Origin of the sequence: Sporolactobacillus inulinus (assembly GCF_006539285.1) — a bacterium.
GTDB classification, from domain to species: Bacteria; Bacillota; Bacilli; order Bacillales; family Sporolactobacillaceae; genus Sporolactobacillus; species Sporolactobacillus inulinus.
On sequence record NZ_BJMS01000059.1, the window covers coordinates 1 to 22,444 of the forward strand.

Annotated in this window: 17 protein-coding genes; all 17 read right to left on the bottom strand. The window is 38.1% G+C overall.

Annotated elements, in window-relative coordinates; translation table 11 throughout:
- On the bottom strand, positions 1–454 hold a 454-nt coding region (locus tag SIN01_RS09220; protein ID WP_141306041.1), incomplete at its 3' end, for a CpsD/CapB family tyrosine-protein kinase.
- Positions 441–1,205 (bottom strand): YveK family protein, encoded by a 765-nt coding sequence (locus SIN01_RS09225; protein ID WP_010026206.1) that lies wholly within the window; start codon positions 1,203–1,205, stop codon positions 441–443. The genes SIN01_RS09225 and SIN01_RS09220, both read right to left, overlap by 14 nt.
- 311 nt (positions 1,206–1,516) lie before the next feature.
- On the bottom strand, positions 1,517–1,768 hold the full coding sequence (locus SIN01_RS09230; protein WP_010026205.1) for a hypothetical protein: 252 nt from the start codon (positions 1,766–1,768) through the stop codon (positions 1,517–1,519).
- Positions 1,769–2,907: 1,139 nt separating this feature from the next.
- Positions 2,908–3,921, bottom strand: a complete 1,014-nt coding sequence (locus SIN01_RS09235; protein WP_010026204.1) for a DUF6270 domain-containing protein — start codon at positions 3,919–3,921, stop codon at positions 2,908–2,910.
- 107 nt (positions 3,922–4,028) lie between these two features.
- Positions 4,029–7,697: a CDP-glycerol glycerophosphotransferase family protein gene (locus SIN01_RS09240; protein WP_141306042.1), complete on the bottom strand. Its 3,669-nt coding sequence runs from the start codon at positions 7,695–7,697 to the stop codon at positions 4,029–4,031.
- 162 nt (positions 7,698–7,859) lie between these two features.
- Positions 7,860–8,372: a hypothetical protein gene (locus tag SIN01_RS09245; protein WP_141306043.1), complete on the bottom strand. Its 513-nt coding sequence runs from the start codon at positions 8,370–8,372 to the stop codon at positions 7,860–7,862.
- A 212-nt stretch (positions 8,373–8,584) separates the two neighbouring features.
- Complete coding sequence (locus tag SIN01_RS09250; RefSeq protein WP_052766822.1) at positions 8,585–11,065, bottom strand: GW domain-containing glycosaminoglycan-binding protein; 2,481 nt, start codon at positions 11,063–11,065, stop codon at positions 8,585–8,587.
- Positions 11,066–11,443: 378 nt separating this feature from the next.
- Positions 11,444–12,877: a flippase gene (locus SIN01_RS09255; RefSeq protein ID WP_010026304.1), complete on the bottom strand. Its 1,434-nt coding sequence runs from the start codon at positions 12,875–12,877 to the stop codon at positions 11,444–11,446.
- Positions 12,878–12,904: 27 nt separating this feature from the next.
- The gene (gene waaB / locus SIN01_RS09260; protein ID WP_010026306.1) at positions 12,905–13,981 is read right to left on the bottom strand and encodes a lipopolysaccharide 1,6-galactosyltransferase; all 1,077 of its coding nucleotides are present in this window, start codon (positions 13,979–13,981) and stop codon (positions 12,905–12,907) included.
- Between the two features lie 33 nt (positions 13,982–14,014).
- Complete coding sequence (gene glf / locus SIN01_RS09265) at positions 14,015–15,124, bottom strand: UDP-galactopyranose mutase (protein WP_010026308.1); 1,110 nt, start codon at positions 15,122–15,124, stop codon at positions 14,015–14,017.
- 43 nt (positions 15,125–15,167) lie between these two features.
- Positions 15,168–16,358, bottom strand: coding sequence for an oligosaccharide repeat unit polymerase (locus tag SIN01_RS09270; RefSeq protein WP_010026309.1), 1,191 nt, complete (start codon positions 16,356–16,358; stop codon positions 15,168–15,170).
- 58 nt (positions 16,359–16,416) lie between these two features.
- Entirely contained in the window at positions 16,417–17,421 is a 1,005-nt protein-coding gene (locus SIN01_RS09275) for a glycosyltransferase (protein WP_010026311.1), read from the bottom strand.
- A gap of 32 nt (positions 17,422–17,453) precedes the next feature.
- Entirely contained in the window at positions 17,454–18,530 is a 1,077-nt protein-coding gene (locus SIN01_RS09280; RefSeq protein ID WP_010026312.1) for a glycosyltransferase, read from the bottom strand.
- A gap of 80 nt (positions 18,531–18,610) precedes the next feature.
- The gene (locus SIN01_RS09285) at positions 18,611–19,567 is read right to left on the bottom strand and encodes a glycosyltransferase family 2 protein (RefSeq protein WP_047034870.1); all 957 of its coding nucleotides are present in this window, start codon (positions 19,565–19,567) and stop codon (positions 18,611–18,613) included.
- A 24-nt stretch (positions 19,568–19,591) separates the two neighbouring features.
- Positions 19,592–20,374, bottom strand: a complete 783-nt coding sequence (locus tag SIN01_RS09290; protein WP_010023326.1) for a DUF4422 domain-containing protein — start codon at positions 20,372–20,374, stop codon at positions 19,592–19,594.
- A 54-nt stretch (positions 20,375–20,428) separates the two neighbouring features.
- Positions 20,429–21,070 (bottom strand): sugar transferase, encoded by a 642-nt coding sequence (locus SIN01_RS09295; protein ID WP_237760141.1) that lies wholly within the window; start codon positions 21,068–21,070, stop codon positions 20,429–20,431.
- A gap of 74 nt (positions 21,071–21,144) precedes the next feature.
- Positions 21,145–22,026 carry a UTP--glucose-1-phosphate uridylyltransferase GalU gene (galU, locus tag SIN01_RS09300; protein ID WP_010026751.1) on the bottom strand — a complete coding sequence of 294 codons (882 nt, stop codon included), beginning with the start codon at positions 22,024–22,026 and terminating at the stop codon, positions 21,145–21,147.
- Between the last annotated feature and the right edge of the window lie 418 nt (positions 22,027–22,444).

Here is a 22,444-nt window from a genome sequence, read left to right on the forward strand (position 1 = left end):
TTAAGGCATGTTTAATGAAGCTTTCCATCACCACAGAACTTAACAGTTCGGCCGGATTTGGCGGAATCGGTCCGCTTGTCATAATAAAAAGGTTATCAACCTCTGTTTTCTTAATTGTATCTTCGAATGCCGTCTGCTTCGTCAACATCGTCGTTAAACCTTCCGTGTTTGACACACGGAAGGTGTACTGCATCGTTGGTTTACGCAGGTCGGCATCAATAAGTAAGACCTTTTTCCCTTGTTGTGCCATAACCACGGCAAGATTCGCTGCGGTTGTTGATTTCCCTTCACCCGGTCCGGATGAAGTCAGCATAATCGTTTTCAGATCGCTGTCTACTGCGGAAAAGTCAACATTGCTCCGGATCGTTCGATACTGTTCCGCCGTAGTTGACTTTGGTTTATAGAAAGCAATCAGATGTCGCTGTTTCGAAACGTTGCGTTTATTTCGCCTCAACTCGGCCAACTCCTCTCACATGATGCTTGCCCGCTGCATGGGTGGCCGTACGGGTTCCTGAAGGTTGACTATGTCCTTTGATTTCCGAAATCACGCCAAGAACAGGAAGTCCCAAAACGTGTTCAATGTCTTCTTCCGTTTTTATGGTGTTATCCATGTATTCAAGCAGAAATGCCAGTCCGACGGAAACCATCAGTCCGACGACAAAAGCGATTGCCAAGTTTATTGTTGCTTTCGGTTTAACCGGATTAAGACTCGAGGCAATAGTGGCTGGTGACAGAACGCTGACGTTATCTACATTCATCACCTTTTTCACCTGAGATTTGAATGCCTGAGCAACACCATTGACGATCCGTACCGACTGTTGCGGGCTTGTCGATTCGGCAGTTAGCGTGAACACTTGTGAATTTTGTTCCGTGCCGACCGTCAGCATTCCCTTTAACTCATCTACAGTAACATCAAGATTCAGCTTCTTAATCACTTGATTGAGTACTGCAGGGTTATTAATGATGACGCTATACGTATTCACGAGCTGAACATTCGTTTGTACGGCATTGCTCTGATAAAGGCTGTTATTATTGGCATTCGATTGATTAACTAGGATCTGAGTTGATGCATCATATTTCGGCGTCATCACAAAAAAAGTAACAACACTTGCTGCCAGAACAGCTAGTAACGTGATTGAAAGGATCATTACCAAACGCTTGCGCAACGTTTGGAAGATTTCTTTTAAACTAATCGTCTCTTCCATGATATCCCTCGCAGAGTACTAGATTGTGGTTTAAACAAAATTCTACTTATTCCAACAGATTATAGCACAAAAATGCTCATTCTGTAATAGGAATTAACTGTTGGATCGTTTGTTTTGGCATCTTCCGCGGGGATTTCCCTGTTAAGTTCAGAAACTGTTCAGATTTCTATGGTACTGTTTAAGTGGAGAATAAGTCGCAGATCCAAGAAAATTATATTGAATATTGGTAATTAACGCCAAAGCAATTATGGCTCATATTATAGCACATTTGAAAGAATCATGTGTTTTTTTACATGACTTTAATGAAAATTTTATTCCTTGTTTGCTTCGCGAACCATGTACACATATTCCCTAGGTGCAGAGAACAATTTTTTCTGCACAAAATACGCCCGTACTTGTCCGTTCTCAAGCGTTTCACTGCCCGCCTTTTTCAGTTTTCTCTTTTCGGCAAAAAGCGACAACGCTTCAAGCAAGCCATTCGCACGAATAACCTCTGTGGGTGCATCATAAGTGGATACTGTTCGTCTTCCATCATACTCTAAGTAAAAACTAAATTGCAGCATCGCCGTTCCTCCTTAATCCAATTTTATCTTATCCGTCCGCATGACCGGCAGAATGTAAGCACAGCGATACATGTGCCATAAGTCTGATAACCTTTGTACCGTTTTTGTATTGTAACACATAAAAACCTTTTTGGGTCGACTATTTTAAGGTCCCATTCATCAAAGATTTGGTGAATGGTTTCTTATTATATTCATTCGTACCCATTCTTCAGTATTGTGTATTCATTCTTTGCTGTTCGATTAAAGTTAATTTGCAAGTGCAATAAAAATTGTTTCATTATGATTAAACATGATTAAACCCCAACGGTTCTATTTTTCTCCGACAAACGCTCATATTTTCTGCTGATCAGTCTACACTGCTCATGGATTGAGTGACCCTACAGCGGCGCATCTCTTTTTCGTTCATTAAAATAAATTATTTGCTATTGCAATTGGAAGGTTTTGCCCTTGATTTCCAAATTTGATCAACGCAGAGGGCATTGAATCTAGAAACCAGCACTGTTGAATGGTAACTGCTGAGGTTGCATCTTTGATGGAAAACATCTAGATAAAACAGCACAAAATTCATTTTTTCTAAATATCATCAGGTAAGACTTCACATACGCATTCTTAAATTGTTTAAATTATAGCATAAATTCCCTTTTACGCATCATAATTTTCGAATTTATTTGCAAAAACAAAGGAAACTATTTGCGATAATGATTAAGGAAACATTCGCATTTGCATAAAAAAAAGAGCATGTGGCCTTAATACGGTCATATTGCTCTTCAAGATGTTCATTGTGCTTCTCTATACCCAGGCTTCCACGGTGTCGCGTACCTTCCTTTTTCCAACTGAATGTTTCTCCATGCAACCGTCCCATTGCGAAACAAGTACGCGCCGACTTTAATAAATCGTCCTTCGGTTGGCGTAAAGGTAAATGAGCATCTTGTCCACTCATTATTCTTAATTTTAAACTGCTGCATGGTCAAGTAGTGAAAGGCAACCGCGTCTTTTTGAAAAATATCGTTTGGTTTATTGTAAAGCCGAATCGCGAAAATGGCCTGTTCACCGTCAACCTGAGATACATCTGTAATTCGCGCATCGAAGGATACCGTATATGCGGCTGTTCCATCGGCATTAAGTTCAACGGCGTTGGATCAAATCTGGCAGTTCGCATCCTCTAGCAAGTTCTTTCTCGTGAGTGATACGCTGTTGGATTTCGTTCTGTTCTGCTGAATCATAAATGTATCCTGCCAGTAGGTCCAATATTTTTTCCCGTAATTGAACGTTGAATTTTTGATCAAATTCACGGAACAGGTTTCCATTCTTTTTCGTTTCTTTTGATTTTCTAGTAAATCATCAACGACAATTTTTAAGAACTTATCGCGAAAATCCAGATAATGAGCATGTTCAAAGTGCAGGTAAAACAATCCCCACGGATTATTCGGATCCGCGAGATACTTTTTATCGCCAAACGCGATCGAGCGCACGCCGTACTTCTCAATAACGTAGGCATCCATTTCAGACCAAATCCTGTTCAATCGATCGAGGTCATAATGATGATTTAATTTATCGGTGATCCGGCAGATTTCGCCCTTGTCCTCATCATAGTACGCATTTGTAAATCGCGATTGATTGATAACGATTTTGCAGTTGGGCAACTGTTCCTGCATCCATCGAACAAAACGATCAACGTTGTTCTTCCACACCCTCATAAAGGTTCGTTCTTCTCTTTTCAACGTCCAAGCCTTGAGTATGGATTGCTCCTCTTTTGGAATAGAGATCGCTTTACCGATTTCAAAGTTCTTATAAATATTGATCTTCTTAAACTGCCATACTTTATTGGTAATAAACGATTGATTAATTTTCCGTGCTCCGTAAAAAATATCCGCGTAAAAGTCCAAGATGACATAGTCCGGATCATTAATTAAAAGATTGTAGAGTACGGATTTTTCCAGCTCGGTTGTAAAATGAAGCTTCGCATAATTCGACACATCACCGGTTACATGATCCGCATGAAACGGGATCGGATCGGCCATCAGCGAAATCATCGACATTTGATTTTGCGAGACCACGCATTTAAAGAAATCTTTATAATTTGGAACAAAATGATGATTAAAATTATCGCGCGAGGCGCAGCTTCCGATCACAGCAACTTTAATTCTATTCATTGGTTTCCCACTTACCCTTTTGATTACTCCATAGCGTCACGCACAAATGACTTAACGGTTCCAATGCTTTGTCGCCCACTGTCCCAACTTAAATGATCGCTCGTCGGTCATTCATTAATTTTTTGATAAAATTCACCAATTGCCTGTTTATTGTATGTCTCATAATCGAACGATTTAAATTGCATTGATGGATGTGTATACATTTCTTTTAAAGCTTCATAAATACTTTCGCTATCCGTACCTTTTGTTAGTAATCCATAGTCTCCATTCTTCAAGACATACGTATTGGCAATGATGTTTGAAGCAATAATTTTCATTCCAAGCGTCATGGCTTCGAGAAGTACCATGGGCTGTCCTTCATAAATCGATGACAGAACAAAGCAATCGCATTGCCGCATCATTCGGAACGGCTGATCAACTTGACCCAGTAAAAAGATCTTATCCGCTACATCAAGTTCGGAAATGACTGAAAGTAGCTGATTTTTCAGCGGCCCGCTGCCCAATATATAAAGACGGACATTTTTGTATTCTTCGGCCAGTCTTGCAACCGCTCTGATCAACGCTTCTTGGTTCTTCTCCGGTGACAAGCGTCCCATTGTAATAAAATTGAAGCAGCTTGAATCAATCGCTCCAATCGACTCGCCGTTTATATTGGTTAACTCATTCTCATTCAGCTCTACTGCGCTCTTGTCAATGTACCCCACTTTTTCAGAACGATCCGTGTAGAGTTCGAGACTGCTGCCTTCACTCGTTTGCACCTCTTTTTTAACGATATAGTCCGTATCCTCACTGAGCGTTGCAATTTTTTCATTTTCCGTGAATCCTAACGGCTCTTTCCAAACAGAGTGATCGGATTCCGGCTTCGGTGTTACCGAATAATGAACCGCTTTCTCCCCAATGGCTACATTGATCAGTTCCGATTCATCGAGAATCCGGATAGCCTGCGCATCCAGCCAACCAAGTGTCACTTGATCATCGCAGCATAGATAGAAGGAGCCTGCTCTTGTGGTACTTTTTTTTCGGATGCCTAGTGTTTTCCCGGCTAATTCAGCTGCGTTGCCTACTGCTTTATAGCCATAGTTGGGGTAGGGCTTGTTCCCTATCGTAAAGCGATCTGCATCCTCTGTCACCCTCCCGTATAGGGACAGATGCTCCTCCTCAAGGGTCCGGTTCGGCAAAGAGGCAATCACTTGATGATGTTTTGCGTGATTCAGCAATTCTCTTAGCGCTCTTTGCAGGCGTTTCGATACGCTTGTTTCCTCATCAATGACTTTTATTGCATTGGCGTCCAACCAACCTAATTCTTGATTTTTAACCGCAATCCGGTTATAGCTCGCTGTTGTCGTAACCGCTTCTTCTTTAATACGTACCAGTACATTCTTTAAGAATTTAGCATCAGAAATACGCGTACATCCCGGTACATCATATGGCTTTGTCCATAAGGCGTTGTGCCCCGGCCATTGAATTGATCCGTACGCATGGCAGGTACGTTGCTCGAGAATCTCATCTGGAACATACGCGATGTGACCTTTTTCAATCCAGCCAACATAAATTGAGTTGATGAGTATTTTGCAATAGAGCGGTTCGCCATCTTTTCTCGCTTCCGCAATAACAAATAGAGATGCCTCTTTCGGCACATGATGGATGATCGGAGGATCGACTTCCGGATCAGATAACTCCGGCCAGATCCTAACTTCTGAACGATCCCCTGTGACTTGTGCATTGAACTTGACCGATTTAATCTGCATCGACTCTGAAACCAATTCATCTTCCTGCGCGTTTAAACCGAGTATTTTCTGCGGATCAATCGTGTTTACCGAATAATCGAATTTATCTTCGCTAGCATACGGTTTTAATTTTGCTTTATTGAGTTCCATCGTTGCCTTTGAAACACTGAGCAGCTTGTCAAATTTGTTATAAAGTGAAAAAATGCCGCGCAAATTAATCAGATGCGGATGTCTGTTGCCAATTGTCCGCTCGCTGTCTGCCTTCACATCATTGTGCATGAAGCAGATCTTTTTCAGCGAATTGGCTTCAATCATATATTTCGCCCAAAAGTAGCTGTACCCACTGAAATCAATGCTGATATCAAACGTCTGATTCCCCATTAAGCGATTGACTTCGCGTTTATAGGCTTTCTTTGGATACAAGCGCTTCAGATACCCTTTTAACGAACGATTCTGTATCAGCTTATCTCGATAAATTTCATTCAATTTATAAATCGGGATCCCCGGTTTAAAGAGCATGCGCACATTTGGATTGACCTTGTTCAAGTTATTTAATATTTCAGCGCGATGCGGTGTGTTCATAAAGAGTGTCACGTCGTATTTGCTGTAATCAATAGTATTCGTCAAGTTAATAAAACTCGACGTAATGCCATTGTTTTTCATACCACCCGGATAGATTAGGATTCTCTTCTTATTGCTGTTTACGCGGATGCGATTGATCCGTTCTCCGTGCTTATGATTGAAAATATAGTCCACATAGCGCCCCGTTGCGTGCCCGTCATCGTAGTTGACAAAACGTGCTTTCATTTTTTGATAGGAATCCTTATACGTTTTCTCGATCTCCTTAACGCGTTTCACCAGGTCAACCAGTTGCCAGACGTTGAATGCCGTCGGTCCCGGCAACTCTTTCGCCTTAATATACATGCCGCGCTCGGTATCGTAGAGGTCCTTATCCCAGCAATAGAAAATGATCGGTTTGCCTGTGACCAGATAGTCAAAGAAAATACTCGAGTAATCGGTGACGAGCAAATCGACAACACGGAGCAGCTCATTGGTGTCGGTGACATCCGGTATCAACTTGCCTTGGAGTTCCTTTTGCCCTCTGACATGCGGGTACAAGAAGGGATGTACCTTAATGAGCACATTGTAGTGATCCCCCAGTTCTTGCTCCAAGAACGCCCTTTCCGCAATAATCTGCCGAATATTCCCTTGCGCGTGATTAACGTTTGACCCTTTCCAAGTCGGCGTATAAAGGAAGATTTTCTTATTCGGATCAATGCGTACATGCATCTTTCTGAGCTTGCCCAAAACCTCTGCTTTCGGTGTGTTCAAGGTCAAATCAATTCGAGGATAACCGCTTTCCAAAATCTCGCCGCGATACAGACCATCCAACTTATAGCTCTTGGTATACATCTTGGTCGTGTGCGCATTCGGACTCAAAAGATACTGTGCAGAAAGAAAGTTACGCAGCACATTCTGGGAATGCGCCGGATTTCCCGGAATATCGAACCCCATTGTTTTCAACGGTGTCCCATGCCATGTATTGATATACTTCTGCCCCTCTTTAGGAACAAAAAACGTTTGAAAGGTCGAGTTGGTAATTAAAAATTCCGCTTCTGTTAATGCCTTTACGTAGTCGCGTGAATTACGAATGACAAACTGAACGTTGGTCGATCCCGCATAGTCCTTAATGATCTCATCAAGTTCCGCATCACCTGCAACAATACTCCAAATATGCGTGTACTTCTTCTCGTGATCATGTTTTAATAGATACTTGAACATTGCATAGGGCGAATCGGTGATACTACGCCCATCTCTGCTTTCATAAAGGATAACGTTCTTTTTTATGTTGGTCCGATCATAATACTTGGCGTAAAGTCTTCTCATGCGGTGACTTTGCTTTAAACCATTTACCAATGGGCCGAATACGAAACGCAGCCTTCTTTTTATAACCTTCTTCAGCTTTCCCAACTTGTCCATTTCTCCTTTAGCAGTCATCAATTCAATTGACAGCAATTCATTAAATGTTCCTATCCAATGATCAAGCATGTCTTTATAATATCTTCGTAAAAGCGCATCATTTTTCGGGATCACTTGTCAAAATACCGCAATGCAAAGGAGGTGTCAAGTGATTGTAAATTAAGGCATATCGTGCAATGAAACGAATGGCAAAACAAAAAAGGATGGCGAGACAGCACCATCCTTTTCTAATTATTTTGTAACTAAAAAGTATTTCTTATTCTGCGCAATGGTTCGATAGCCGGCCTCATTTACGCGTTTTTCGTTGGCTCGCTTTTTTTCCAGAAGCAGCAAACTGTTTTTGCGGCGATCTTTTGTAAATCCTGCGATGCCTGTCTTTTGTGGCACAAGATCACCGTACAACAGTGCGGCAAGATGCGTACTCTGGCTCCAGCCAATACTACTTTCCGCAAAGACATGTGCCTTTTTATAGTTTGGATTCCGGTCGATTGGCTGAAAAACCGTTTGTACGTCCGTTGTTCCTCTGACCTTGACCTGCCGCAAAATCATCTTTTCACTTTGGTAAAAGGAGAAGAGGACGAGCAGAATGAGCAGTACCGATAAGGAAAGCTTTTTTAACTTGATCAGATGAGCACTGAATATGCCGATACATGCAGCCATCGCCGGAAACAGCGGATAAATGTACCAATACAGTTTCGTATGGTTAAACAGCCATACGATCAACGAGTAAATCGTGATCCCCACCCCTAGAGCTTAATCTAAACACCGAATAGTAGAGATTATTTTAAGGGCCAGCAAGCCTATTTTTTATGTGATAAGTTCTTCACGAATTTCCTACAGAAATCTGTATTTCAAATCTGCTAGTAAAACCCCCTAAAAGTTGAATTTTAATCTCCAACTTTAGGGGGCTCGTTCGCTCTTCTAACGAGGTATGCGTCTTCCCATTTTTACGCTAATCACTGATTATACTTTGGCACATCAAAAACAATCGAGTAATTAGAAAGTAAATCATACATCTTTTTCATCGCATAGGTTTGCTTGACCGCCCAGCCAATATCGCTGGCATATTGGTGTATTCCTGGATTCACAGGATTCCAGCGCATTTTATATAAAGTGTCCTGATTGTATGAGTTATGAATATAGTACTGTCCAATGAATTTTGCTCCGCCAAGTATTGCCGAGTCCAATGAAAACCAGCCGTTTTTATATGCCGTTTCAGCGCCTAATCGTTCTGCATCTTGGTCACTGGCTCCTATTCCAAACATATTGTACACTTTTTTCGGTTCGACAGGCTGCCCATCTACGTGATCCACAACGATACCTGTTGCTAATCTCGAAGTTCCGTTACCCGTCTCGAGCAGTGCATGTGAAATCAAGTAGAGCTCATTAATGTTTTCATTTTTCGCCGCTTGAATGAAGTCAGAAGCCTTCCCCTCAAGAATTCCTTTTCCTTTTAATACTTTTTCATTCACTTCATCTGCATTAACATAAGTCGGCGATGATAGTTTCAAAAATTGATAGTATTCTGTTGAATCAGGTGAATAACTCTTTGGATCCATGGCTTGACGAATATCCTTTGGGCTTGCATTTACCCACTTTTCTGTCTTATAGCTGATTTGATACCAATCTCCTGAATGTCCTGCAATCGATACTTGAGTGCCATTGTTTATTGTCGTAATGACCCAGTAATTCGTTCCCGGACCGCCGCGTATGTTCCAAGGGCCATCAACAATCGTCGCTTTCGATCCAGATATTTGCAGCGCATCTTTATAGATGTACATTGAATACGTTTTATCTGTTTTTGCTCCGGATTGTTTGTTCACCACATAATCAAATGAGTAATTATATTTTGTTGTTGTGGAACTAATAACTGGAACAACATCATTTTTATCAATCCAGCCAATCGTCTGTCCATTAATTTGGATTTGGTAATACGTGCCATAGTTTGTTTTGGCTTCCCGAATAACATGAACCGTGTGATAATTGTACGTAATTCCCGGGACAACATACGATGTTCCATCACCTTGATACGGATCTGCCCAAATGCCACCATTATCATTCACTTGAATTTGTCCATTTTGATTTACTGAATTATTGTAATAGATTTCACTAATGGCACCGAATGCCGTTTTATCCAGCCAACCAATCGTTTCATTATTACTTTGGAATTGATAATACGTCCCATAGTTTGTTTGTGCTTCACGGATAATTTGAACACGCTGACCCGTATTATATCGTGTCCCCGGTGCAACGTATGGCGTCCCGTCGCCTTGATACGGCTCTGACCAGATTCCTGCTTGATCAGATGCATGAATTTGTCCGCTTAAATGAACATCGTTATTATAATTGATCTGGCCGATGGCTCTAAATGCTTTTTTGTCCAACCAGCCAATGACTTTATCATTTTCTTTAAACTGATAATAAGTACCATAGTTTGTTTGTGCTTCACGAACAACCTGAACACGCTGACCATCGTAAAGAGAACCGGAAGTGACATAATGAGTACGCATACCCATGTAAGGATCTGTCCAAATTCCATCGCTGCTTCCGGCATGAATTTGTCCAGAAAAACTAACTTCTTTATTAGTATAAATTTGGTCAACCGTCACAGCCTTCTGATCAATCCAACCTAGTATCTTATTATTATCGGTTTCAATCTGATCATAGGTTCCATAATCTGTTTTGGCTTCGCGTATAATTCGAACCTGCCGTCCATTATATTGTGATCCTGATGTGACATACCCTGTTCCGTCACCTTGATAAGGGCTTTGCCAGATACTATCACTCGCATTCGCCCGAACAACGCCCGTATTGTTAACTTCTTTATTATAGTCAATTGTTGTTATTGAGGTAAATGCTTTTTTATCAAGCCAGCCAACCGTTTTACTGTCTGTTTGAAACTGATAATAAGTTCCATAATTGGTTTGAGCTTCGCGGATAATCTCTACTCGCTTACCATTGTATTGCGAACCTGAAGAGATATAGGCCATCCCGCTTCCTTGATACGGTTCAGCCCAAATGCCGTCATTTTTCCCCGCATTTACTTGTCCTGATAAGCTGACTGGATTATTATGATTAATTTGCCCTATGGAATCAAAGCATTGTTTATCTAACCAGCCGATCACTTGATTGTCAATTTTAAATTGATAATAAATGCCATAATTTGTCTCAGCTTCTCGAACAATTTGTACACGTGATCCATTGTATTTTGTGGGGGATGAAACGAAGGAAGTATCTCTGCCGTGATAAGGATCTGCCCAAATACTATCTTTCGATTCTGCATTGATTAACCCAGTTTCGTTTACTTGCTTATTATAGATGATTACTGAGTCATTTTCGGCAGCGAAAGCATTATCATTAGTTGTTATGCAGAAAAGCAATACACTGAAGATTGCAAATAGGAAAAGGGTTTGTCCCTTCATACTTTTTAAATTCATTTGAACCTCCTTAATACAAATAGAGAGTTATTAATGGGGTGGTTTACGTATTATTAATAGATCAATAGATTAATATGTTGGAGAAATACTTTATTGTTTCTTTAGGCGGATGTTCATTAGTTATGTAGGTCCCATTTCACTTTAGAACTCACAGCAATAATTAAAATGAAATAATCCGAATCATTGCTCCTTTGCCCGCTTTCTTTGAATCACTCCTTCCATGAACCGTCTAAACAAATATTTACTTTATAGTTTACTCCTCATTCTCGTGTTTTTAAAGGAACTCTTTATCAGTTCCTATTAGTTTTATGTAAAAATTCTAGCATTTTCATTGATAGGGAGACTAAACGAAAATGTACCAGAACAACGATAAAATTTTTACCGCTGTTTTCTTCTGTGAATCTCATTAAGTATGACGCCATCACGTTTTACATATTCTACCAATAATATAATCAATACATAGATTATGAAGCCAGTCAACACTTGTACTACTGTTGTTAGGATAGATACACCCATTATTATGCCGAGAACTCGAACAAACAAATACATTACAGCCCCTGCACCAACACAGATAACCGTGTTGGGAAATAGTTTAGCTAGTGAAATTTTATCTTTAACAAAATAGATTTGTGCCAATGTTACGGCTAGTTCTGCAGCCAAAGTGCCAAATGCAGCCCCAATCGATCCAAAAGGTTGTATTAGGATTAGATTAAAAACAAGATTTGCCGCGGCTCCGACATAAAGAGAAATTGTATATTCCCTCATTTTACCTAGCGGTACTAGATATTGACTGCCAAAAACCCCACTCCACGCCATAAGAAATATAGTTGGACTCATAATGACCAACACACTACCGCTTTTAATAAAATCGCTACCCATATACCAAGGGACAAATTCATGAGCAATACCTGCTAGACCAAACATAATCGGTACGGCAAGCAAAGTAGAAAAATCCATTGATTTTTTTATATAGTCTTTGGCTTTATCAATTTGTCCTGTACTGAATGTATGGGCCATCCTTGGCAGCATCACAGTTCCAAGCGAAGTCACTACGGCAAGTGCCATAGACTTCATTTTATCTGCATAGTCGTAAATACCGACTTCACTCTTTGTTGATATTAATCCAATCATTGTTTTCCCTAAAACAAAATATACTTGAGCTGCTACCTGCGGGAGAAAATAAACTAGGGTTGGTTTTAAATGTTTTATAACAGATTGAAAGGAGAGTTTAACTCGAATAACTTCATGCTTTACATAAAACCACATCAGCAACTGGCCTGCAAGAGTTGAGAGACACATAATATAGGTGTACAAATCTAGATCCTTTGGAGTTTTAACAAAGATAAAAATGATTGCTAAGGCAATTATCCTTACGAGAATATTTCGTGTAACAATTTTTTTGAACTGCTCCAATCCGCTGAAAAACCAGGTGCAGTCGAATACAGTTCCTAGTAATGCGATGGTTTGGATATACGCAATATTTCGGTCATCCCTGACAAAAAAGACAACAAGTGCTAAGTAACTGATCACAGATAATAAAGAAATGATTAACTGCAGCAAATAAATACTAAAAAAGTTCTCACTCATTTCTTTCTTATTATCTCGAGTCATAGCGATGACTTTGTTTCCGTAGGTGCCAATTCCGAGCATACCTAGCAAAATAAAATACTGAACTACAGAAGACGTATAAGCAAAAATACCAACCCCATTGGATAACAGTACTCGCGATACGTATGGCACCGTAATCAGCGGTAACACCATCACCATGATTTGATAAATAAGATTATAAATATAATTTTTTTTAATACTCATCAGGATCATTCCCACATTTTCTATTGTTTACTTTGCATTCCATTTATCCAGTATTCGCGCGAAGTCTCTCTGCAAATGAGCATAATACGAATTTGCATACATAAATTGTATCGATTCTTTCATTGATCTTTGATCAGGTAGTTCTTTTCCAGTGACGACCGACTGCAAAATGCTTTGTAATTGCTTCAAATTGCCAGGTTGATAAAGTTCACCGTTAATTCCATCTTGTATAAGATCCTCTGGACCAGTCTGGCAATCTGAGCTGATACAATAAACCCCACGAGAAATGGCTTCTGCTAAGACCATTGGTAGCCCCTCATATGCAGATGTTAACAGCAGCGCTGTGGCTTCATGGATTGACTTCCATGCATTATCGACCCATCCGTGCCAAGTAATTTGATCATAGATACCAAGTTTCTCAGACAACCTTTTACATGAATCAGCATCCTCACCGTCTCCGTACACATCGAGATGCCAGTTTCCATCTACTTGAGACAGTGCAGTTAATAGATCCTGTAATCTCTTTTGTCGCTCCATTTGCACGCGGCCAATATAAATGAACTTCGTTGTTCCTTGCGGACGAGGAACTATTTTCTCTATGTACGAAATCGGATTATATATTACATATAGATTTGAATGATGAATTCCGAGCGACTTCATTTGTTTTGCAATTCCTGAGCTGATGCATAAATGATTGTCGGCATATGGAAGTAATTTTGTATTGACCAAGGGTTCATTGAACAACGAAAAGTGAATCCAAGAAACAATTGGAAATTTGGGCTTTATAAAATGGCGACATAATTGACAGACTCTAATTAATTTTGTGTCAACGCTAATGACCATACTGGGCTTTTCTTTTTTCAAATATTGCAATATGGAACTGAACTTTTCCAACTGTTGTAAAAGTTTATTTTTCTTTGCTGGTACGCATGATGTATATGGTAAATCTTGAACCCAATTTTGATCTTCTGTTCCGCCCATTAAAAATAATTCAGCTCTGTAATTATCCGATTTTTGGTTTATATTTTTTATTACATCCCTTAAAACGGTTTCTGTTCCGCCCCGTCCTGAGAGATGTGAGGTCATGATGACAATTTTCTTCAACGAACTAACCCCTTATACATATTGGTTTACCGTTTAGCTATTTAATTCCTTTTCTGCTATTGATAAAGCTGCTCCAATCACCTGGTGCATATCATAGTACTTGTACATCCCAAGCCGGCCGCCAAAGATAACGTTAGGTGTTTGCTCTGCCAACCTGCGATATTTTGAAAAAACATCTGAATTTTTCTTATCATTCAATGGATAATAAGGTTCATCACCTTTTTCCCATGCTTTTGGATATTCTTTTGTAATCACGGTTTTGGGCTGTGTTCCAAACTCGAAGTGTTTATGCTCAATTATTCTAGTGTATGGCGTTTCCGCATCGGTATAGTTTACGACTGCGTTTCCCTGAAAATTTTCTTTATTCAAGATGCTTGTTTCAAATTTCAGGCTGCGATACTCAAGCAGCCCATATTGATACTCAAAGAATTGGTCAATTATTCCTGTATAAATAATCTTTGGAAAATGGTTTAAATAATAAGATTTATTCTCAAAAAAATCGGTAGACAACTCTACATCAATCAAAGGGCTTGCCAGCATTTTCTCAACAATTTGCGTATAACCGCCGATAGGAATCCCTTGATACCTATCATTGAAGTAATTGTTGTCATATGTAAACCGAACAGGCAAACGTTTAATAATGAATGCGGGGAGTTCACTTGCTTTTCTCCCCCACTGTTTTTCCGTATAACCTTTGACCAGCTTTTGATAAATATCGATTCCGATGAGTGCAATGGCTTGTTCTTCAAGGTTTTTCGGCTGTATAATATGAGACGCTTTTTTTTGTTCTTCAATTTTCGCCTTCGCTTCTTCAGGGGTAACCACACCCCACAACTTATTGAATGTGTTCATGTTAAACGGCATATTATAAATTTCACCAAGGTAATTGGCAACCGGGCTATTTGTATACCGATTAAATTCTGCAAATTGATTCACGTAATCCCATATTTTTTTACTGTTCGTATGAAAAATATGCGCACCATATTTATGTACATTGATGCCTTCAACTTTTTCTGTGTAGATGTTTCCGGCAATATGATTCCGTTTATCAATAACTTTTACTCTTTTCCCCTTTTTTGCTGCCTCATGGGCAAATGTACTGCCAAAAAGTCCAGCACCAACAACGAGATAATCGTAGGTCATTTTATTCACTCCAGTATGTGTAAAAAACAATATAACAATCAATTTATTTTACTTTATTCTTTTTTAGCATAACAAGTTTCTGCTTCATTTTATACAATAAATATTGTTTCTGATCAGTTTTAACAAACAACACCAATATTGACGCGCACAGAAAAATATTATTTGTTGTTCGCTCAAAGAACGAAAAGATGAGAAGAGTAAGAATTACGCACACGTCAAACAGATGATTTTCTCTAATCAATTGATAACACCGGTACAAAATGCCAACAAGCACGATAATAAAAATTAGCCATCCCGATTGAATTAATAATCTTAAGAAAGCCGAATCTAATAATACATTAATATTGGGATACTCAATATGCAATGTTTCTGGAAAGGGTCTTCCAAAAAGTGATGTACCAACTCTTTCCAAATAATAATAGCCCATTTCCAATCTTCCTGAAAAGAGTTGATTTATTAAACCATAGAAATGCTTGCTGCTGTTATAAGTCAACGGCATGAAAGCACTTAAAAGAAACATAATCGGAATAAACGTTAACATAAAAATATGGAACCAATCTCTTTCCAAAACCTTTGTATATTTATAGAGAAAAGCTGCAAATAGCACGATTAACGAACAAATAAATGAGGAACGTGATAAAGTTAGTTGATAGATAAGTCCATTTAAGAGGGTGATGAATGTCAATACCATCCAATTTGACTTTTTCAAATAAAGCAGCAAATATTCTATTGTCAGTACCATCGCAATAAATCCTAAAGAATTGGGATGAAAGAACCCTAATGAATGTCTTATAGTATTTTCTCTCGCTAACGTTGTTTCCTGTATAGCATGAAAACTAAAGAGAATAATTATTATCAGTGTTAACACACATTTAGTATAAAAAGAAATTTTGATATATGAATTGATGTTCAATCCATTGAGCGCAATAATAATTATTAAGGAGTATAAAAACAGGTTATCAAAATCATTTATGTGTTTATCCTTAAATAAAACGTAAAACAATTCTGTAGATGCCATGATAGTTACCAACAAATACAAAAAAAAGTTTCGATTCAGGTCTATCTTTTTTTTAATAACAAAAGCAGCAACGGCCATTGCTAAGCCAATTACAAGTACTAGTTTCGATTGGAGCAATGAATTCGTTATAGTGGTCGAATACAAGAAGAAATACACTGTTAATATAAAAAACGAAAATTTCATTAAAGATGAATGAATAAAGTCTCGCTGATTCAATCATTTGCCTCCAATCCATGTTTTCAATATTAAATAACAACATCGTGTTGAATTTAATTTAGTAGGTTGGTCTAATCTTATGGTACAGTGAAATAAATAAAGGGAGCAACCCTATCTTATAAAAAATTAATTTAACGATTAATTTAATGTCTTTTTTTGGGAAATTAAACAGGCACTTGAATATCGTCACTTGTTTTAATTGTTCCTTAAATAGGCGATCTAAATGCAAAGAGGTGCGAATAACCTCGTAGGACCTTCCATATTCTCTCAGAAGTTGATTGCTTTTGTAGATGAAATAATCCGTAATAAATAAAGATTTCATTTTTTCTTCATCCAAAATTGTCTCCATCATTTGTATTGCTGCAACAAATTCCTCGATGTTTTTTTTATCCATCGAATGAACAGTTGAATTTCCATGACTGACATAGTGATATAAATGCTGATTTATATACTTACACTTTTTAACCTTTAATAAGAGATGAAACATTGTCGGTATATCCTCAAACTTTAAATTGGGGTATCTAATCCGCGACCTCTTAAACAAATCAGCTTTGATAAATTTATTCCATGAAAATCCTTCAATCACGGTTTGAAATTCCGAAAGAAAACCTCTTACGATTTCATCTCTTGTGAAGATTCGATTATCATATTCTGAATGATCTGATTTTTCCAAAACATGACCTTGGTAGTCTACTTTATCCCAATTAAACAGTACAACATCTAACTGATTGGTCGTGGCTTCTATGTAGAGGGTTTCAAACATTCCACTTTCAATATAGTCATCGCTATCGACAAACGCGATATACTCTCCACTAGCATAATCTAAAGCATGATTTCTTGCAAAACCTTGTCCAGAATTGGGTTGATCAATGGATATGATATTTGCGTATTGCTTAGCATAATTTTGAATTATTTCTGAACTGTGATCTGTTGAACCATCATTGACAATAATAATTTCTATTGTTTTCATCGACTGACCAATAACACTATCTAAGCATTTTTCTAAATATTTTTCGCTATTGTACACTGGGATTATGACACTTATTTTTATACCATCCGTCATCTATATCAATACCTTCGATAAAGTTAAAATAATTACTTTGTTAATTCATGTTCCAATACATTAAAGAGTCTGATTGAGAATTTATTTTCATCATATTTCTCTACCGATTGTCTTATTTTAACAGCATCAGGAAGAGGTTTTTCTCCACGAACAATCTGATTAAGTAAATCCGTCAATGCTTGATTATCTCTAACAGAATAAAGCCAACCATTAACATTATTTTTTATAATATCAGAAGGTCCAACCGGGCAATCTGTACTAATGCATGGAATACCTCTTGACATTGCCTCAACCAAGACCATTCCAAATCCTTCATACTCAGATGTAAGTAATAATAGTGAAGCACTTTTGATGCAATCAAAAGGATGATCTTGCCATCCAAGCCATATTATTTTACGATCAATTCCCAACTTTTTTGATAATCTAAAGAGTTTATCCCTATCTTTTCCATCACCAATGATGGTTAGTTGCCAATCTCCTTCAATTTTACTGACAGCATTTAATAAGTCATTTACCCTTTTTTGTCCATCATATATTAGTCGACCAACATAAATTAGTTCTAATTTATCGCTGGGACGATTTATCATTAAATGATTTAAGTTAAGAGGATTGTATATTAGATGGATATTTGAGTCATCTGCTAGACCATTGGACACATATTCTTGCTTCAATCCTTCACTAATTGACAGATGAAAATCAGCTGTTTTTATAATATTTCGATAAAACCCAGTGATTGATGTTAGTGAAAAATGTATCCATGTCCCGATTTTAGGTTTCCTTTTAAAGAATTTGCTAAATAGTTTTGCATATAAAACAGATTTTTCATCTGCACCAAGAATAACATCCGGTTCGAATTTCTTAATCATTGAAGGCGCCCTGAAAACACACTTCAAATATCTTTTTGCTTTTGCTTCGTTAGCCGCACATAAACAATAATAATGTTCATTACCGATTTTTTTCAGCCATGTCTCGTCTCTTGATCCACCTAAAACAAATACTTTCATTTCGCTGCGATTATTAAATTTATTAAATAAAGAGACCGTATGAGAAATAACCGTTTCCATACCGCCTTTTCCTGTTACTTCGCCTAATAAAATGGCGACCTTCATTTTGCTCACCCTACTTCGTATCAAAACACTTTAAATTTGTTTACATCCTAATTAAGTGGAAATCTCTTGGTCGAATTTAATCAAATATTCTTTTTACGCAAATAAAATTTTTCATAAAGCGTTGGACTGAATTTCATCAATAATAATGCTATTTTGTATTTACTAGGCATTTTAATCAGCATTTTGAAACTTATATTGGATAAAAGCATATTAATTTTTTCTTTTTTGTTTATTCGATTAAATTTTATATTGTGATGTACTATATGGATCAAATTTCTTATTTCAACAACATCCACGTATGATTCATAAGACTCCAATTCTTTTTTTGTGAGATAAGCCTTTATTTTCCCAATCAGGAGTCCGGAATATATTTCGATATCTGGGGAATAATTTGTTGTTGTACTGTTTTCTCTTTTTATCAAATTATACAAAGGTTTTTCAATAAACGAAATATTGTGAGTTATATTACATAGATATTTAAAAACAAAAAGTGTGTCTTCAAAAAAATTTTCATTCTCGAATTGGATATTATTATCAATTAGAATATCCTTTTTAAATAGTTTATTCCATACGCCAACGTCCATTTCTTGATGATGCACAAGGTAATCAGCAATGCAATCTGTGCTGTTTTGAAGACAACTTCTTATTTCTACTTCGGTTCTGTTATGAAATATTTTCTTAATTCCACATATACACAAATCAGTTCGATCATTTTCAATGGTCTTATACATTTCTGACAACATATTTTCTTCTAAATAATCATCGCTATCAACAAACAGGATGTACTTACCACTCGCTTGTTTTAAACCATTATTACGTGCAGCGGACTGCTTTTGGTTCTCTTGAGTTTTGACTTTTATAAAATCATATTTTTCAGCATATTTTTGCAAGATAGACAGAGTGCCATCGATTGATCCGTCATCTACAATAATCATTTCAATAGGCGGCCTTTCGTTTTGAAAAATGATGCTGTCCAAACATTGTGCAATTGTATCTTGAGAATTATAGACCGGAATAATTACGCTTATCTGATTCAAAACACGTACCCCAAACATTAAATATTATTTATTATACGTTTGTAGATTTTTAAATCTCCGCTTTAAAAAGTTAAATATTTTTTTAATCCAATTTTGTTTTTCCATAAACATAACAGGCAATTCCACGTAATTAATTGAATTCTTGCTGATCCAAACATCGAGCAAACGTTCGCTGATATATCCAAAAACCCGAGCTTCCTTTGGAGAATAATTTGAGATATCGATATCTTTTTCAAGTTGAAATAATATATCAAACATCCACTCACAGTAATTATGAAACAAGGGTTCTTTCATAATAAACATGTTAAAGCGATGAGATGCTGTCTTATTCATTTCTTCATCAAAGTACTTAATATACTCAGGATACTTTTTTTCAATAATTTTTCTTGTTTGGAGAAGATCTTCCCCATTATGCGCATGTTCATAATGAGATTGGCTCGTTTCAATCCAATAGTGACGTTTCTTAGGTAAGATGACATCATATTTATCAAGCAATGTACGAACTTTTTCTTCAGATAAAATATGACTCCACTTAGATTTAGCAGATCCTATAAAAAAAGATTGGTCACAGAAATGTCTTCTATAGTGGACCAATCCAATGAAATCTGCATTTAAATTTTTCCATGCCCAATATACTGCAGTCAATTCGCAGTAATTAGGGTTTTTCATTGAAATATGATCGCCAGTATTATCCCCAATGTACCCCAAATCGTCTTTTCCTTCGCGTCCTACGTGAATTGGAATATACATCGAATCTTTTGGCATTCTATATTTCTTATGTGTTGCAACAATAATTTTAATACTCACTTGTCCAAACTCCTCAAATATCACAAGTAACTTTTGCCCTTACGAACAATATTATTAGTATGCACCTTTTTTTGCTAAAACAGTCATGACTGTTTTAAACAGTATCTTAAGGTCAAAGGTAAATGACTTATAACGCACATAGTATAGCTCTACATTACAACGTTCAGGGTACTCAATTTCACTTCGTCCGCAAACCTGCCAATTACCTGTTAGACCTGGCTTAGCGGAGAGAAAGAGATCTTTGTCTTCACCGTATTCCTTCAATTCTTCGGATACAACGGGGCGCGGACCAACGAGACTCATCTCACCTTTAATAACATTAATTAATTGTGGAAGCTCATCAAGGCTTGTTTTCCGCAGAAATCTTCCAATCTTTGTAATACGCGGATCTTCTTCCGGTTCCAACTTATAACTATTCTTCAAGTACTTATGATACAAATTCCGGTTGGCCTTGAGCGCATTCTCTGCATCAACGACCATCGATCGAAATTTATATATATGAAAAGGTACCCCATTCTGTCCGATTCTTTTTTGTCTAAAAAATACCGGACCTTTCTGGCTTCCTCTCAAATAAAGTAACGAAATAACGAGAAAAATTGGTGAACTGAGCACGAGACCAATGACTGCGCCAAACAAATCAAGGGCTCTTTTGAAAAACATATATGAAGTACTGTCATGTTCATAAGCGTTTGTCATAACAGTACGTTGTGTCTCTTCAAGGTAGCGTGCGTTGATTTCCGATTTAGGCATCGCCATTGTCTTATCCTCCATCATTCGAGTGGTAGTTTGTTGTCGTGAAGGATTCGTTCTATACCTTTAAGAACGTCCTTCTGAATCGTTTTATCTTGAAGCGCCATTTCGATGTTGGTTAGAACAAAGCCGAGCGTTTCACCGACATCGAACCGTTTGCCTTCGAATTGATAAGCGAAGACGCCTTGCAGTTCGTTCAGCTTTTGAATGGCATCAGTCAGCTGGATCTCGCCGCCGGCACCGATTTCTTTCTTATCAAGGAAGCCAAAGATTTCCGGGGTCAGCACGTAGCGTCCGATGATCGCCATGTTCGACGGTGGATTGCTTTCCGGTTTCTCAACGAACTTGCGCACATCAAAAAGGCGACCGTCTTGGGCTTTCGGATCAATGATGCCATAGCGGTGCGTCTGGTTTTTCGGTACTTCTTTAACACCGATGCAGGAGCATTCGGTTTTTTCGTATTGGTTCATCAATTGTTTGATGCATGGCGTTTCTGCCTGTACAATATCGTCACCAAGCAGAACGGCGAACGGTTCGTCACCGATGAACTTGCGGGCACACCAAACCGCATGACCCAGCCCTTGCGGCGACTTTTGACGGATATAGTGAATATCAATCTTAGATGGTTCACGCACTTTTTCAAGTAGATCGAGTTTATTTTTTTTTATCAAATTCTGTTCGAGTTCGTAAGCAATATCGAAGTGGTCTTCGATAGCCCGTTTTCCTTTACCGGTCACAATGATGATGTCTTCAATACCGGCTTGTACGGCTTCCTTAACAATATACTGGATCGTTGGTTTATTAACAATGGGAAGCATTTCCTTAGGCAATGCCTTCGTTGCCGGTAAAAACCGTGTTCCTAAACCTGCAGCCGGAATGACCGCTTTTCTGACTTTCTTCATGAAAAGACCCCCTGAGTCGTGGAGACGCACATTATCTAAGTTGCTTCTTCTCTGCTGCAGTCTCGCGTAATTTTGAGGAAATAGTGTACTGTATCATTATAATAGAAGGAATTAATGAAAGGATATAGCAAACGATTCTTCCATTATACACTATTCATCTGCTTCTTTGCTCTAAAACTCGACATTTTTTACACGCCAAGCTACAAGAATTATAGCATATTTTTATCGCGAGCAAAGAGGAAATTATGGGCAAATGGTCATGGGTCGTTGCTGCATCGGCTTTTGTTACAGTTCATTGCGGTTTATTTACGTTCTTTGTCAAGTGCCGCATGTGTCATTTTTTGTCGTTGGTCGCAATTAACCATGCGATCCTTGCTGGTCATGTTGCTATGCATTTACCTTGGTTCATTGAACGCTG